The sequence below is a fragment of the Gimesia aquarii genome (assembly GCF_007748195.1).
Taxonomy (GTDB): domain Bacteria; phylum Planctomycetota; class Planctomycetia; order Planctomycetales; family Planctomycetaceae; genus Gimesia; species Gimesia aquarii.
The window spans coordinates 79,741-94,988 of the sequence record NZ_CP037920.1; the positions used below are offsets into that span (position 1 = coordinate 79,741).

18 protein-coding genes are annotated in these 15,248 nt (G+C 47.0%); 7 read left to right on the plus strand and 11 right to left on the minus strand.

Translation table 11 applies throughout. The features are described from left to right. Positions 1-9: 9 nt before the first annotated feature. Positions 10-999 carry an AraC family transcriptional regulator gene (locus V144x_RS00295; protein ID WP_144979662.1) on the plus strand — a complete coding sequence of 330 codons (990 nt, stop codon included), beginning with the start codon at positions 10-12 and terminating at the stop codon, positions 997-999. A 60-nt stretch (positions 1,000-1,059) separates the two neighbouring features. On the opposite strand, the gene V144x_RS00300 is transcribed toward V144x_RS00295, so the two are convergent. Further along, positions 1,060-2,070 (minus strand): alpha/beta hydrolase, encoded by a 1,011-nt coding sequence (locus V144x_RS00300; RefSeq protein WP_144979665.1) that lies wholly within the window; start codon positions 2,068-2,070, stop codon positions 1,060-1,062. Between the two features lie 221 nt (positions 2,071-2,291). On the opposite strand from V144x_RS00300, the gene V144x_RS00305 reads away from it, so the two are divergent. Then, positions 2,292-3,041, plus strand: a complete 750-nt coding sequence (locus tag V144x_RS00305) for an anthrax toxin lethal factor-related metalloendopeptidase (RefSeq protein ID WP_197998693.1) — start codon at positions 2,292-2,294, stop codon at positions 3,039-3,041. A gap of 29 nt (positions 3,042-3,070) precedes the next feature. Here the strand turns inward: V144x_RS00305 and clcA are convergent, their stop codons facing one another. The 8 genes from clcA to V144x_RS00345 all read right to left on the minus strand — a co-directional run bounded on the left by clcA (position 3,071) and on the right by V144x_RS00345 (position 9,061). Further along, the gene (clcA, locus tag V144x_RS00310; protein ID WP_144979668.1) at positions 3,071-4,420 is read right to left on the minus strand and encodes a H(+)/Cl(-) exchange transporter ClcA; all 1,350 of its coding nucleotides are present in this window, start codon (positions 4,418-4,420) and stop codon (positions 3,071-3,073) included. A 94-nt stretch (positions 4,421-4,514) separates the two neighbouring features. Beyond that, positions 4,515-4,817, minus strand: a complete 303-nt coding sequence (locus V144x_RS00315; RefSeq protein WP_144979671.1) for a hypothetical protein — start codon at positions 4,815-4,817, stop codon at positions 4,515-4,517. Between the two features lie 148 nt (positions 4,818-4,965). Then, on the minus strand, positions 4,966-5,442 hold the full coding sequence (locus V144x_RS00320; protein ID WP_144979675.1) for a hypothetical protein: 477 nt from the start codon (positions 5,440-5,442) through the stop codon (positions 4,966-4,968). A gap of 9 nt (positions 5,443-5,451) precedes the next feature. Further along, a complete protein-coding gene (locus tag V144x_RS00325; RefSeq protein ID WP_144979678.1) occupies positions 5,452-6,219 on the minus strand; it encodes an HpcH/HpaI aldolase family protein in 768 nt (255 codons plus the stop codon). A gap of 100 nt (positions 6,220-6,319) precedes the next feature. Continuing rightward, a complete protein-coding gene (locus tag V144x_RS00330; RefSeq protein WP_144979681.1) occupies positions 6,320-6,628 on the minus strand; it encodes a hypothetical protein in 309 nt (102 codons plus the stop codon). Positions 6,629-6,709: 81 nt separating this feature from the next. Continuing rightward, positions 6,710-7,267: a hypothetical protein gene (locus V144x_RS00335; protein WP_197998696.1), complete on the minus strand. Its 558-nt coding sequence runs from the start codon at positions 7,265-7,267 to the stop codon at positions 6,710-6,712. Between the two features lie 189 nt (positions 7,268-7,456). Then, positions 7,457-8,542 carry an alpha/beta hydrolase gene (locus V144x_RS00340; RefSeq protein WP_144979684.1) on the minus strand — a complete coding sequence of 362 codons (1,086 nt, stop codon included), beginning with the start codon at positions 8,540-8,542 and terminating at the stop codon, positions 7,457-7,459. 141 nt (positions 8,543-8,683) lie between these two features. After that, positions 8,684-9,061 carry a hypothetical protein gene (locus V144x_RS00345; protein WP_197998697.1) on the minus strand — a complete coding sequence of 126 codons (378 nt, stop codon included), beginning with the start codon at positions 9,059-9,061 and terminating at the stop codon, positions 8,684-8,686. A 268-nt stretch (positions 9,062-9,329) separates the two neighbouring features. Between V144x_RS00345 and V144x_RS00350 the strand changes: the two genes are divergently transcribed. Further along, entirely contained in the window at positions 9,330-9,602 is a 273-nt protein-coding gene (locus tag V144x_RS00350) for a carbon storage regulator (RefSeq protein ID WP_144990597.1), read from the plus strand. A 47-nt stretch (positions 9,603-9,649) separates the two neighbouring features. Here the strand turns inward: V144x_RS00350 and V144x_RS28880 are convergent, their stop codons facing one another. Further along, positions 9,650-9,775, minus strand: coding sequence for a hypothetical protein (locus tag V144x_RS28880; protein WP_261343641.1), 126 nt, complete (start codon positions 9,773-9,775; stop codon positions 9,650-9,652). A gap of 156 nt (positions 9,776-9,931) precedes the next feature. Here V144x_RS28880 and V144x_RS00355 point away from each other — a divergent pair, with 156 nt between their 5' ends. The 3 genes from V144x_RS00355 (at position 9,932) to V144x_RS00365 (ending at position 12,940) form a co-directional block, all read left to right on the plus strand. Further along, the gene (locus V144x_RS00355) at positions 9,932-11,182 is read left to right on the plus strand and encodes a glycosyltransferase (RefSeq protein WP_144979687.1); all 1,251 of its coding nucleotides are present in this window, start codon (positions 9,932-9,934) and stop codon (positions 11,180-11,182) included. Between the two features lie 166 nt (positions 11,183-11,348). Next, positions 11,349-12,713: a hypothetical protein gene (locus V144x_RS00360; protein ID WP_144979690.1), complete on the plus strand. Its 1,365-nt coding sequence runs from the start codon at positions 11,349-11,351 to the stop codon at positions 12,711-12,713. Between the two features lie 11 nt (positions 12,714-12,724). Beyond that, on the plus strand, positions 12,725-12,940 hold the full coding sequence (locus V144x_RS00365; protein ID WP_144979693.1) for a hypothetical protein: 216 nt from the start codon (positions 12,725-12,727) through the stop codon (positions 12,938-12,940). 23 nt (positions 12,941-12,963) lie between these two features. Here V144x_RS00365 and V144x_RS00370 read toward each other — a convergent pair whose 3' ends face one another. Then, on the minus strand, positions 12,964-14,277 hold the full coding sequence (locus V144x_RS00370) for an Nramp family divalent metal transporter (RefSeq protein ID WP_144979696.1): 1,314 nt from the start codon (positions 14,275-14,277) through the stop codon (positions 12,964-12,966). A 195-nt stretch (positions 14,278-14,472) separates the two neighbouring features. On the opposite strand from V144x_RS00370, the gene V144x_RS00375 reads away from it, so the two are divergent. Beyond that, on the plus strand, positions 14,473-15,006 hold the full coding sequence (locus V144x_RS00375; RefSeq protein WP_144979699.1) for an NADPH-dependent FMN reductase: 534 nt from the start codon (positions 14,473-14,475) through the stop codon (positions 15,004-15,006). The last annotated feature ends 242 nt before the right edge of the window (positions 15,007-15,248 follow it).

Below are 15,248 nucleotides of genomic sequence, written 5' to 3' on the forward strand. Positions count from 1 at the left end.
CGATCAAAAATGAGTCGTAAAACCTCACTCAATCAACAAGAAGAGTCGGACCATCTCATCCATCCTGTGAATAACGTGGATGCCAATAAGATCGATCTCTCATACTATTTGCCCTCTTCCCAACCTCAGAAGACTTCTTCGCTGAAACAGAGCTGGAACTATCTCTCTTATTATCATCCCACGCCGGGACCGTTTGCCCGGTTTACTTCCGGACATTTTCCTCCTGGAACTCGCACTCAGAAGCACAACCATTCTGTCATTGCCATGCATGGTAGTTTGCAGGGGCCGATGACGTTGTTGACGCCCGAGGGAGGGTTTGAGTTAGATTCCGGAGACTTTTGTATGATTGGACCGGGAGTAGATCATCATTGGTCCAACAAAGGTCCGCATACAGCATCGACGATTGCATTTGTCGTCGATCTGGATCGTTTAGGTCACTGGCCTGAAGAATCTGGGATCGCCGACGCGTGCCATGAATTGCAGACGTTGGTTAAAGGAGTGCAGCGTGTCAGCTCAGCAGAAAATCCGGATCTGCAACATGCCTTTTGGAGAATGGCAGACCAGTTGATCTCAGAACATCCCCATCGCATGCTGGATGTAACGAGTCGGCTATTAGTATTTCTCACACTGGTACTTGATCATCTGGCCCCGGTTTCGAAGACCAGCGAACAAGATGATCTGGCACTGCAAATTCGCCGCTTGCTCCTCAATCGTGTGAATGACCGTTTAACAATTACGGAAGTCGCCCGAGAAGTCCACGTTAGCCCGACGCTTGCCAAATCGGCGTTCCGCAAAACATATGGTTGTGGGATTATGGCTTATTTCAACGAAATCAAAATCTGGCAAGCCAAGCGGATGTTAGGCGATCCCACAATGACCGTTGATCAGGTGAGTCGTAAGTTAGGGTTTTCATCACCCGCTTATTTCACGCGCACGTTTCGCAAACTGACAGGCGAAACTCCCAGCAGTTTTCGGAGTAAACGGTCGCAACCTGCATAGTTCATAGCACTTCAGATTCACTCTGTTTAAACGATTCGACTCTACCAGCAGAGACTTTTCTTACTCAATGACAGTTAACGGAATGACTTGTTTGGCGAACTGATCATAGGTGGTAGTCAAAATTCCTCGTGCCTCGTAAATCAGGCCATTATGCGTTCCCTGTTGAATGGTTACCATGCGTTTCGGAATGCCAGTAGACGACGTGGGCAACGCAGCCTCAAATAATTTTTCCCCCAGGGCATAGGGAACGATGTGATCTGCCGTCCCGTGAATCACCAACAGTGGGCATTGAATTTCCGGTATGACTTTCAGGCTGGGGTATTGATCCCACAAGAGCCAGGAGACCGGAACCCACGGATAATGATGTGAGGCGGCATCGACCATCGAACTGAACGTAGATCGCAGAATCAAACCCGCGGGCGGTGTTTTTTTCTGACAGAGTTCGCTGGCGAGTAGCGTTGCCACACCTCCGCCCAGGGATTCACCCATAAGAATAATTCGCTGTGGGTCAATTTTGCGATCTCTGACAGCATATTTCCAGAAAGCGCGGGCATCGTTGAGTAAACCTGTTTGACTGGGGCTGCCCGGGTTTTCGGCATAGCCTCGATAATCGAAGGCGAAGACATGCATATTCAGGCTGGCCAACAACCGACAGGTTTCAGTCCGGTGCAGACGATTTCCCCCGTTACCATGCAAGAGAATCACAACAGGCCGTCCTTTGGCAAGTTCAATATCACAGGCAGCGCGGTCAGTACAGCCAACCTGACCAGCGAGAAAATGCCAGCCCTTTAGATCCAGACCATCGTCGGTTCGTGTAGAAATGTCATGTACCACTCCAAACGGTGCACCGGCTTGGTCTACAGACAAAGTAGAAACGCGCGTAGGTTGATAGATAAGCCAGCGTTGAAGCACCATTAGCAGAATCAGCAACAGAATATAGAATGCGAATATCCGACAAAGGTAATAAACCAGAATCTGTTTTCCCGTTTGAGGTTTGTCAAATATCCCGCGCGGAAGGGGAACCAGCCACGGCAACACACGTTTTAGTAGTGATTTGGATTCCACATTCATGAGTTTTTGAGTGGGTTCAGATAAAGTGAGACAGGGCCGTTTCTCTCATTCTATACGAGGAACTGACAAATACCAGAGGAGAAAATTCTCTGATAATACTTTCGGAACGATAAGGATCGAGAACGATCTGTCATGTTCAATTTCGTGATTCCTATTTGGAATCAGAATCATTAAAATCAAAACTTCACACGACACTTTGTCTTAGATATCAGAGGCTTATAATGGTAAATCGTCGAGGGAAATGGAAATTGCTAAGCGTGCGGATTGTTTTATTGCTATTTTTCAGTGTAGCGATATCGATTTCCAGCCGGTTACAAGCCGAAGAGTCTCCTCAATTTTACGATCCCGTTGAAAAACAAATCGAAGGTTGGACTGTGGCCGTCGATCCCTTGCTGCTTTCCCAAGAACATGCTGAGACGGGAAAACGCGCATTAGAGGCCTTGGCGAACCATCTGCAAAGAGTCAAGTATATTGTTCCGGAAGAGCGCGTCACAGATTTGCAAAAATTGCGGATCTGGGTCGAGTGGAATAACAAGAAACTGAACACAATGGCTTATCATCCGAGCAAAGCCTGGTTGATCGCACATGGGCATGATCCACGTCTCGCCAAGCACATTCATATCTCCTCTGTTCAAAAACTGCTGGATCGAAAGATGTGGGCCAAGCACCCTTACTGTGTCTTGCACGAACTGGCGCATGCGTATCACGATCAGGTCTTAAGTTTCGATCATGCCGATATCGTGACCACGTACAATGCAGCAAAAGAAAAAGGGATCTATGAGAAAGTATTGGTACACACTGGTAAAGAAGCCCGGCACTATGGCCTGAACAACCACAAAGAATACTTTGCAGAGTCGACCGAGGCGTATTTTGGCGTCAACGATTTCTACCCGTTTGTACGGGCAGAACTCAAAGCCCACGATCCAGCGATGTACGCATTGATGGTCAAGCTTTGGGGCCCGATTCCTTGATGGTCTCAGTGGTGAATCTCAGATTGAAACTATACGTTGCTGTCTTTCAAAGTCCTCTCAAGGAGCAGATCGTAAACGGGTCTGCTGCCGATTGACTGGGCAACAACACTCGCCGTCATGCAGGTGACGATCATTGCTGGCAGTAAATTGAAGCTGGCGGTCATCTCTGCCACGAGCACAATTCCAGTCAGCGGTGCCCGAACCGTCGCTGCGAACAAGGCCCCCATAGCAGCGATGGCGCAGCTGCCAGGATGAATATTTGCGTGGGGCATCAAATCTTGAGCCAGATAACCGAAGCTGGTTCCAATCAAGGCGCCCAATGCCAGCATGGGTGCAAAAATGCCTCCCGGGACTCCCATCGAATAGCTCAAAAACGTCAACGCCGCACGCACGACGAGCAAAGCCAACAGGAAACTAAGCATGGGAGATTTGTCGAATAGTTCTTTCACCAGGGCTTCGCCGCCTCCCGCAAATTCCGGCGCGATCAGCATCAGCACTCCGACGACAGCACCAACAGAACACACAATCATCAACATCGTGCGTCGACTCAGTCCGTCAGAAATGCGCAAGCACTTGAGCAACACTGTGTTGAAACCACCACCCAGGACACCAATCAGTGCTCCCAGCGTCAGATAAAAGGGTAAAGAAATCAGCAGATTCCCCGGCGGAGGAAACCTCGGTAGCCAGGTCTGGAGCTGAACCGGCAATTGAGGTAGCGTTCCGAATACCTGATCGTTCACAGTATTTGCGGTAATGCTGGCTAGAATCACTGCGTGCAGAGAAACGAAGTTGTAATTGAACCGCCGCCGCATCTCTTCGATCATAAACAAAATCGCCCCGAGCGGTGCACTGAAGGCGACGCTTAATCCTGCGGTAGCCCCCGCTGCCAGCAGCGTATTCATTGTGGCCTCATTCGATCGTGCTTTTTCACCTACGATCTGACCGATACAGCCACCCAAATGAATGGTTGGTCCTTCACGCCCCAGAACCAGCCCCGCGCCCATCGACAGGATACCGCCAATAAACTTAATGGGGAGCAGACTGCGCCAACGCAGCGGCCGCAATCCTGACATAATGCCTTCAATTTCCTGGATACCGCTTCCCGCTGCTTCCGGTGCGTAGCGCCGAACCAATTCAGCCGCAGTTCCCACCATCACAGCCCCGACAACCGCGGCGATGACAATTGCCAGCGTTCCATTATCGGAGAACACGGAACCGATCACGTTAAATAGCTTAGTCGTTTTTTGCACCGTGTAATGAAACGCTGACCCCACCGTTCCCACGCCCAGTCCAATGATCAGCGCCAACAGGTAAACCCACATCGCATTTCGAAGTTCTGACCGCCGACTCAGCTCCGATTCATCCATTTCGATATCCATTCTCCTGGTTTCAATGAATTTCGTGCACCGCCATGTTCACGATTGAGAAAGATAACAGGTTTCAGCCTCGAATGGTAGCTTTTCCAGCAACTCTTTAATAGAGCCATGTAATGGGAATTCCTCTTCCGAAGACGATATACCCCACCGTCAGTGCGTAGCAAGCGAAAGCTCCAGCGATGATTCCCCAAGGAGTTTGTTTCAATAAGGTGCCGACAACCAAGATCAATAAACCAGAGACAATCCCCAAACCAAAAGCCCATTGAATGAGACCGAATGGCAAATGAAGATCTAGCGCACTGACATAAAGATGACACATCGCTGCGACGAAAATACTGCCAAAGCACAGAAACGCAGGGATGGCGAATTTCTTTGTCACTAGTTTAGTCATGTGATCCATGTTTCATCTCGAATCCAGATGTGAATCGCATTCCATTTTATAACACCAGCATTCCTACATTTTATAATGTCGTTGAAGCCATTCAATCGATTCATTAGCGATAGAGGAAACCGTACCAATACCAGGGCAAGTTTCAATGGTGAGAAAGTTATGAAGCATCTGTTATGGTAGGAAGTGGGTCTTCTTGCGTCGAAGTAGGCACTATGACACAAAACAAGGCAACTCCCGCACAGAAAAATCCCAGTAACGAACCAATGCCCAGCGTCGCTTTGTCTGAAAACAGAGCCACGCAAATGCCGATACCAATCCAGATTACCCCGAAAATGGAAGTCACCCATCCGGCGAACCAGGGTATCGCAAACTGCCTGGAATTTTGCATGAGTTGTATCACATTGGCAGAAATTGCGATACCTACGATAAACCAGATTGGTGATTTGAATAAGAAGGTAATGGTTCCATTGACTCCGGTCACGTTCAATTGACCAATGGGCAAGTGAACCGAATTCCCTAAGCCGGAAAGAAGCAGTGGTTCACGAATCGTCATCCACGTGAGTGGAATCGAGATCAGCCCGGTGAGAATGGCAAACACGGAAGCCGTATTTTTTTGCTGTTGTGTGATCGTCATACTCAAATCTCATCCCTTACGAAGTTCAGTGAACGCGCTCTGCATCGCGTGCTGCAGCATCAAACCATCGTTGGCATACACGACGAGCCGGGCACCCTGCCGCATGGTGCGAAGTGCCTGCTTCGCTGTACCGAACCAGCAGCCAGCAGCGACATGCTGTTTGTTGGCTGTGTCGATCACCTTTTGAATCGCGGCGATCAATTCCGGGTGATCATATTCGCGGGGGATTCCCATATTGGCCGTCAAGTCGCCTGGCCCTACAAACACGGCATGGACTCCCGGAATCGAACAGATCTTTTCCAGATTCTCAATCGCGGGCACTGATTCGATCATCGGAATAAACAGGGTTTCTTCGTTTCGCTTTTCAATATAGTCTTCGGTCTTTTTGCTGGGCCACTTGCCAGTCTCTAAGACCCGATCCAATACCATTCCTTTCAATGGGCGATACACGGCGGCCGCCGCCAGTTGCTGGGCCTGTTCGTATTCCTCCACATAAGGCACGACCACACCATCAAAGGTATCACAAACGCGGGCCACATCCGCAGGGTCACGACTATGTGTGCGTGCCAGACAGACAATGCCCTTCGACTTCAGGGCATATCGCAGTGGCAGGAATTCCGCCAGATCCAGGGTCGTATGTTCGGGCGTGACGATCACAAAATCGAGTGAGTTATCAGGAATCGACTCCACCATCGCCGGCACCACCGCATGCTGGAACAATGAACCATACACGGTTTCGCCTTTGATCAGTTTGTCCTTCAGCTTTTTAACATGCATAGCCGCCTCACAATATCAGATAAAACAAGAAAGTTTTCTCATAAGCCAACATGTTCCATCATGCCCACCCATCGCAAAGAAGTAAAGAAAAACTGACTGATTATGAGGGTTCATAAGCTCGAAACGCTTTGTAGTCTGGCTTTTTAATCCAAAGATCCAACAGTTTTTTTAACTCAACATCATCCAAAGACCTTGTTGTTCCGAACTGACTAAATCCAATACTCCAGCCGCCAACTAATTCATCAAGATAAATAGAGTGCTCCCAACCTTGAATGTCTGTGCTTGATTCGACGGGGATCGAACCGACTAAAACACAGATTGTTTCTGAGTCTTGAGAGGCACCAAACTTTCTCAAAACGACATTTGCACCTCTGGCAGTTACATATTCAATAATCTCAGATTGGTTCATTCTTTTACATGATTTCAAAAAATGTCGTAATTAGAAAAGGATTTCGAATGTACCTACGCCTCAAGTACCGAAATTTACTTACTACCTGTGATGCTCCAATTTGAGAGACAATTCTTGATAAGCGTCTCTGGCCTCTCTGATATTTGTTCCTTTATTCAAGTTACGAAAGATCTTTATTGCATCGACTTCTTTTTTTTCTTGAACGGCCTGTATGAGTTCTATGGTTACTAATTTGCCAGATTCGAGCCCTATATTCGGTATCTCTGGTGACCAATGCCCCCAGTCAAGTGTTTTGCCATAAGCCCCCCATACATCAGCGTCTTCATGACAACGAAACCCCAAAATCGTATGGTACTCCAGGAATGGACATTTTACGCATTTCGCAGGTACATACACCTTGCTTTTAACAAACTGATCTTCGACTAGAACGGGATTGCAGTCACCGGTTTTTCGACATGCACCATAGTCCAGAGACAGGTAGTCCTCAACCTGTTCCATCGCGCGTACGCATTCACCTTCAAACAAATTAGAGCATTCATAGCACTTGTGAGGTATATTTTTTACATACCCACCATGATTGAATTCGATCGGATCTAACGGTCCTGCAACTTCACATTTTGGAAATGCTTTGCGATACATTTTGCAATCACCACATTTAGGATACATTGATTCCAGGGCTTCTTCGCGTAGTTACTTTAGCTAATGCGAACCCCCATAAACACTAGACACAAAATAATCGATGAGGATACACAAAGGTCCTGGTTCACAATCATCAAAGACTCCCTGAAAAGCAAAAATTGCTTCTTCACATGTTGGAAACAGCCACGTCTAAGGCAGGAACCCCTGATTCTTTAAAAACGATTCCACCTCGTTCGTGCTTGGTTCCATGAATGCGGGTTGCAGCATGAAGCTGTGGCCGGCTCCTTTGAATATTTTCAGTTCGAAGTTTTGGCCTTGTGCTTTTGCTTTTTCAACGAACGCTTTCTGGTGTTGAAAAAGATGGTCTCGATCGCCAAACATGATCAGGGTGGGCGGAAGTGGTTCCTTGGTTAGAATTCGAGAAGCGGACATTTTCAGCGCATCTTCGACGGGATGCAGCAACTGCCAGTCCCGCTGATTAAACAGTTTGAGAATCTCCTGAAAGTGCTTGATTTCAGATTCGTCAATCTTCTGCTCTTTGCCCAACTTTGCTGCGAGTTCAATCAGTTTCGCGCGATGATCCAGGGGCGTCGCGTAGTCGTCGGTTGTATTCTTGATGAACTGTAAAAGGTGAGGAGTAAACGAAGGGGCTTTGGCTTTGGTATTGTTCAACAGCGTTTCCATTTTGACATACCAGATGTCGATCCCGTCAAAGGCAGGGCAATACAGGACCAGCGCATTAGGACGATGCGAAACCGAGCGATCATCATTAGGGTCTTCAAATGCAGAATTGAGGTAAGACTGCAGTGCGAGATCTCCACCACCGGAAGTTCCTGTCGCGACAATGCGTTGCGGATTCACACCAAGTTGAGAGGCATTTTTTCTCACGAAGCGGATGACACTTTTGGTGTCTTCCACTTGAAGTCGTGGCTTCGGCAATTTCGCGATCTCGTTTAAACTTAAACCAGGCAGCTTCCCCGAGTTCACACCGGCGAGCTGCGGCTTGATGATCACCATTCCCCGCTGCCTGAAATACTCACGTTGTTCTGGAATACGACAACGAAAAATCACCAACGCCGACCGTTTATCTGTTGGTTTCCAACCGTCCGGATAATAAACCGTAAGCGACCGCCGCGGCTCCTTTTTGTAGACCATGCTGATGGTTTTAACTTGCGCACTTTTTGTGTTCGCTTTCAAGTCTTCGTTTCCGAAAGCTTGAGATATTCCAAAGCCAGGAACGCAGAACAAAAAGAAATACAAGAAAAAGCGAACCATCGAATGTTCCTCAAAACAGGAAAAGATACCATAGACATTTTCAAATCGTGTCGAAGAATTGACACAAAATCATTTTCATTCTGTCGAACAGATGAGAGATCGGCAAGGAAAAATATGAAATGAAACTTCATTTCACTGTGATCACTCCATATCTACAGGTACAGAATAAACGGCGAAGATGCGAGACGGTCCGGGTTCGCAGTTATCAAAGACTCCCTGCGTCAAGAGAGACTTTGCCTCTTCAAATGTGGGGATTAAACAATGCCGATTCACACTGATTTCGGCTGCCATGTTATTGCAGGATAAATATGAGCATCCTGGAGCAGGGGATATAAAGATGGATACAACATCGTAACCTTCCAGCGTCTTTTCTTCAGGAATTTGTACGTCGGTGACCATTAACGGCTCTGGTTCGAAGGGTTCCCAGTTGGAACGAATTTCATCGTACTGATACTCGTATACTTCATAGTAAAACAGCTTCGTGTCTGACAGATTGATATTGTGCTCTTTCGCCAGCACACTGATAATTTCGGGAGAATCAAAGAACCAGTGGCCATTGTGTTTCCAAAAAAAATATAATCTGCGAAGTCTTCTGACATACAACTACTGACAGAGTAAATATCTCCAACCAGATCGTTTTGGATCCAATCACATTTCCGCATCACACGTTTTGCCATATAACCTACGGAAATCATTTGATATCCTCAATTCGGCAAGAAACGACTCGTTAAACATTATTTGCAGTACAGCTCGTTTTTGACGCCTGCTATTCTCAAGGGTTCGACCTATGTTCGTCATTTCCAGAAGAACGAATGAATCGGTTTTCATCGATGAACTCGAAGTTACGGTCGGCTGGATTCGATTCAATAAAGTACAACTCATCATTGGCTTTGATGATGAAATCGCACCCCTGGAAGACATTTTGTATGAGAATACGAAAATGGAAATTAGCGATGAGATCTCAATCATCGCGGTTCGCATCACCGAAGACAAAGTTCGCCTTGGTATTGACGCACCAAGGGGAACGCGCATTGATCGCAGTAAAGGCCCTGAGCCATAGATACTTCTATTTACGACTCCTGACACCTGATAATTCCCCCCAGTATCTTAATGCCCTAAACCGCCCCGTTGTTTCCAGGCCGAGCTGAAACAAGGGTATTGAGGCCCCAATTCAATATTTCGAATACCAAAACGAGGATTTCTCGATTTCAGGTAGCCACTAGAAAATTCCACACAATCGGCTCCCTTTTGTGAATTTTTGTTGCTATTCATGGTTTTTGATTTTTAAAATGGGCAACATGGGCAATATTTAACGTTGATTGAAACAGGATGTTAGCGGCTCAATCTGCCCGAAATCAAAACCATCCCACATCAATTGAGGTGAGCCAAATGTTTGTCCTGGCAACATTAAGCAGCATCTGTCTGCTGAGCTTTGCGCTGCTATATGTGTATTGGGGGCAGCGATGCATCCGCTTATACCAAAACCAGACTTCCAATCCTGACTACACGCCTGTTGCGAGCGTTATTTTATCAGTCCGAGGAAATGACCCATTTCTCACAGATTGTTTAGAAGGATTGTTGAATCAGGATTATCCAAACTACACTGTTAAGATTGTCGTCGATCACATCACTGATCCGGCTTGGAAGCTTGTCGATCAATACTTACAAAACCAGAGGCACTCGCACTGCGAGGTGACTGTTCGTGAGAACCATTCCGGAGGCTGCGGCTTAAAAAATGCCTCGCTCGTCCAGGCATTGAGCGAATTGGATGACGATGTGGAAGTGGTCGCCTGGTTGGATTCCGATGTGGTGCCGCATCAAAGCTGGCTGAGAGATTTAGTGGCACCACTTCAAGATCCACAAGTTGGCGTGACATCAGGAATCCGCTGGTATGCACCCCGTGATACAAATATAGGAACTCTAGTCCGGCACGCCTGGAATGCGGCAGCAGTGATTCAAGTGTTGTCACTGGAGATCGCCTGGGGAGGCTCGATTGCACTCAGCCGTGCGGTTTTCAAAAATCCACACCTGCAAAATTCCTTCTCAAAAATGATGTGGGAGGACTCTGGTTTGAAATCCATTGCTTCCGAATTAAACAAAGAATTAGCCTTCGCGCCTGCCGCCACAATGGTCAATGCAGAATCGACCTCCTTTTCCTCCTGCTTTCAGTTTATCACACGGCAATTATTAAATGCCCGATTCTACCACGCCAAGTGGTCGTTCATTGCAACCGTCGGTTTGACGACTGCCATTGCACAGACGATGCTCATACTGCTGGCAATGCTTTTTCTAACTCAGGGAAATTTACTCTGGGCAGGAATTTCAGCAGGTGTGTTGGTTTTTACCGGCGTTTGTGTGACTGCGATTATTTATCGCATGAGTTCGCTGATTCATCAACTCGTGCGCGACCGGGGAGAAGAATTTCAACGCCGTCCTCTCCGCACGGCGGCCGTACTGTGGTTAACGATTTACGTGTATTGCGCTGCATTGATTACAGCCATCAGAACCAAAACAATCGACTGGCGCGGCGTGAGCTACCATGTGCCTTCCCCATTCGAAGTTCAGATTACACATTACGAACCGTATCGGAAACCCATTGCGTTGACGGAACAGCTCGAACTGGAAAATATCTCGCTCTAAACATCAAGACTTCGCAGCTTATCATTTGGTTCCGAAGACCATACTTCTAACAAACAAGTTGCTTTTCTGTGATTTTGTTGGTGTTTTAAAATGGTTTGTAGTCAAATGTGTTCTTGGTGTTAATTTCGATCTTACATCTGCTATTCCAGAAAGTAGGGAAGTCATCATGGCAGCACCCGATTTTCCACGATCGTTCCAATTCGATCTACCATTATTTGCGAACGATTCCGGTCCTGTGAGCCCCTGGAACCAAAACGTCAAGGAAAAGAAGCCTGTCGAAATCAGTGACCCGCAGGCTCGTGCCGCTTATGATATTTTTCGAAATTTCAGCGAAGACCAACTAAATAAAGACCGGGCACGACTCCAAACTATGATTGACAATGGCGAGCAGGGAACACCCGCTTTTGAAAAACTTCAAAACAGCATCACTAAACAGGAAAAGACATTTGAAAACGGTGGTGGAGGAGGGGCTCAATTTCCTTTTGTTAACCACGACGAGTTCTCCTTTCCGATTTACAAAGTGAAACGGAATATGAATGGGAAACTTCCTACCAAGGAGGTTTCTTGTTTACCTTATGAAATCTGTCCGTTTCCGCCGCCTTGGTTTCCTCGAAAAGGAAACAAAAAAAACGGGTTCACTGCTTTAGAAGTGCCAACTTCTGAGGGGCAAATCCGTCCATCCGGACCCACAGATCTTGGCTCTGATGGAGCTGTTATCCTCTACGATGTAGAGACAAAAACCGAGTACGATTTTTGGCAAGTCACTACACATCTCGATGCGCAAGGAAAGTCCACTGGAGGGGGAATTGCAGGAGATGAAATTTTGAGCACAGGAACTGTTTCTCGGTTCGATGTAGCCGGTATTGGGGCGCGTCATCCAGAGGTCGATCCCAGTGGCAGCTCGCGTGCATCAGGTCTCCCTTATTTAGGCGGTCTCTTGTTACCGGAAGACTTTGCGGATGGGATCAAATCGAAAATTAAACATGCTCTGATATTTGCCATGCCACAACTTCGTTATTTCCCCGATCGGCATCCAGATCATCCTCCAAATTGGGTTTATCCGGCTACTCGAACAGAGTTTTCAAATAGCATTGCCAACCCCAATGCACTCGCTGCCGGACAGCGTATACTTCTGGGAGACGTCTTACATGGTCGTGGTCATTTCAAGGATACGACATCTGATCTCATCGAGGATGAAAGCCTGCCACCCATTGTCCGTATCTTTCTGGAAGTGCTCCACAATTTCGGCGCCTATCTTGTTGACGGCGCTGGTGGCTTTGCCTTCGCCGCAGAAGATATTCACACCGCAAATATGAAAGAACAGCAAGCGAAAGATTTAATATCTCCCCATAAGCTCGACGAACAGGCAACACCCTGGCAGAATGTCATTGAGATACTAAATCACTATCTGTGTTGCAAATTACTCGATGGAGCAGGGCTGGCTTTTGCCTATTTCGACGAAACAAACGGATTCCGTCCGAATTTCGCCGTCGCCGAAGATCTCACTTCGTTTTACCGTGAACAATGCTAATTGAATGATAGATGACCGAACAAGACGCCATTGAAATTGCCTCTGAATACGCACAGGAACAGGGTTGGACATGGAGAGAGCCCGTTAGCTGCAAACGGCATGTACCCTGGTTTCGAACAACTTATTACTCCGTTTACACCAATTCAAATCGCAGAGGTTGTAATATTCGCATCAGTATTGATGAAGCTTCCGGAACGATTAAATCAGCATGTTTCCTTCCGCGGTAGAGCATATTTAAAACAATGTACCACTACCCATTAATCAACGGCAGTAACAGTTTCACAGCTGTTCTGAGAGCCAAAAAGACAGACGAGATCAGGCCCACAAAGCCCAAAATTTTCATCCAGGCGGGAATCGCGTTTTTGCCTTTCATATCGGCGCGAGTCGCCAACCAGAGCATCGCAATTGCTAACATGGGAATTCCTAAGACCGTTAGAGACTGAGCGAAGATAATTAGGCCGACCGGTTTTTGTCCCATTGTTTTTGTATAAATGGCAACAGCCATTCCCACCAGCAAAGCGAACACGGTGAATAACTTGGGCCACTTTTGATCAATGTAGCCACCCAATCCGAAACCATCGGCCAGAATCGAGCCACCAATCATGGCGTTCACCAGAAAGGAACTGAAGGCACCCGCGAAAATCCCCAGCGAGAAAATGATCATAGCCGATTTACCAAACGCGGGCTCCAGACTCTTCGCCACGTCAGAGACAGAACTCAAAGCAGTCACATCCGGATTTTGATACAAAACTTTCGCAGCCGTGATTAGCACCATCATCGTAATCAATCCCAACATACTAATACCGAGTGTCGAATCGATTAAACCCTGTTTCAGGTTGTCTCTGGTCCAGCCCTTTTGTCGTACCAGATACGATTGATAAAAGGCACCCGCTACAGAAAAAGTCGTTGCATACAAGGCGACCAGGGGTGTCATTTGATCGGTAACTTTATCGGCTCCCGCATCCCACTTTGGTAGAATCGTATCAAATGTCCCTTCAGGAATTGATGGAATGAAACCCGACAGTGCCGCCATCCAGTCCGGCTTGACCTGAAACAGATTAATGGCAAAAGCAACCATCATGATGCCGACTAACAACTTCATCAGTTTTTCAATCAGACCGTACAGATGTTTGAAGCCATATAGTGCCATGATAATGAAGGCATTCATGCCGACGATAATTCCTAATGAGAGATTACTGCCATCGTCAATGAAGGGCTCCACCGCGGCCAGTACACCCAGGTTATTACTGAATTGGAAACAGGCGGCAATCAAAAATAGAATAATGCCCGTCGCTATCGCAATCGGGCGACCGGCGCGCTTTGCCAGTTCGTCACAAATGGTCCCTTCCAGTTGGATACCCAATCGGGCCGACAGCGCCGTCATCGCAATCATCATGATCACTGCGATTACCAACACCCAGATCATTTGATAAGCGTAGGTATGGCCAATCTTCGAGGCAGAGAGAATACTTCCCGGCCCCAGAACTACCGAAGCAGTAATAATCGCCGGACCGAGACTTCTGAGAATGCGCTTGAAGGGATTAATGGGCTGTTGATCGTTCATAAATGGCCTGCGTATTTTCTAAACATAAGTTAGTAATACGCGCCATCTTAACAAACATGGACTCAAAAGAGAGGTTCCGTAGCGAAAATTTACTCAAATCGATCGTAAATCGGGTGGTAGACATGGAAGGGGGAGCAACACTAAGATGAGTCAAATCAGACCACACTATATTCAAATCGAACAGGCAAAACGTAAATGCAAAATGTTACTATTATCGCGACCAGTTTAAATCCCAAATCGAAATCTCAAATTCTTGCGCGTCAAATGGAGTCACATCTCATTGCCGACGGGGTCGAGTGCCAGTTATTTGATCTACGTGATTTGAATATCGAAATGTGCGGTACGAATGAGAGTTGGGGAAATGAGGACATTGCCAAGATCGCTGAGTCGGTGAAGCAGGCTTCCCACGTTGTATTTGCCGTACCGATCTATTGTTATGACGTGAACTCCGCAGCCAAAAATATCATAGAATTGACGGGCCGTTCGTTCACAAACAAGGTCATCAGCTTCCTCTGTTCTGCCGGTGGCGGCGGGAGTTATATGTCGGTGATGTCATTTGCCAATCACTTGATGCTCGATTTCCGTTCGGTGATTGTACCTCGTTTTCTGTATACACAAGACTCAGACTGGTCAGAGGAGGGAACGCTCGATGAATCAATCCAGGAACGGTTTGAATTATTGATCAACGACATGCGGATGATTCAAGTCGACGCGTCACTCGCGGAATGATCTATTTGAAATCATCAAAAGTGGTATAATCCAAAAATTTACGAAACATGATAAGCTGACAGCCATCCATTGACATTCGCTTATATAGAATTGAATACCGAAATGGATTATTGACAGGGTGATAAACCACTATTTCAGGGAACGAACGTCCAATCTTGCTGGAAATCACGTTGTCGCTGTATGAAAAACTCCATATAGTTATTTGTGGGCTCACCGATGACAAACAGGGATGAGAATTTGTT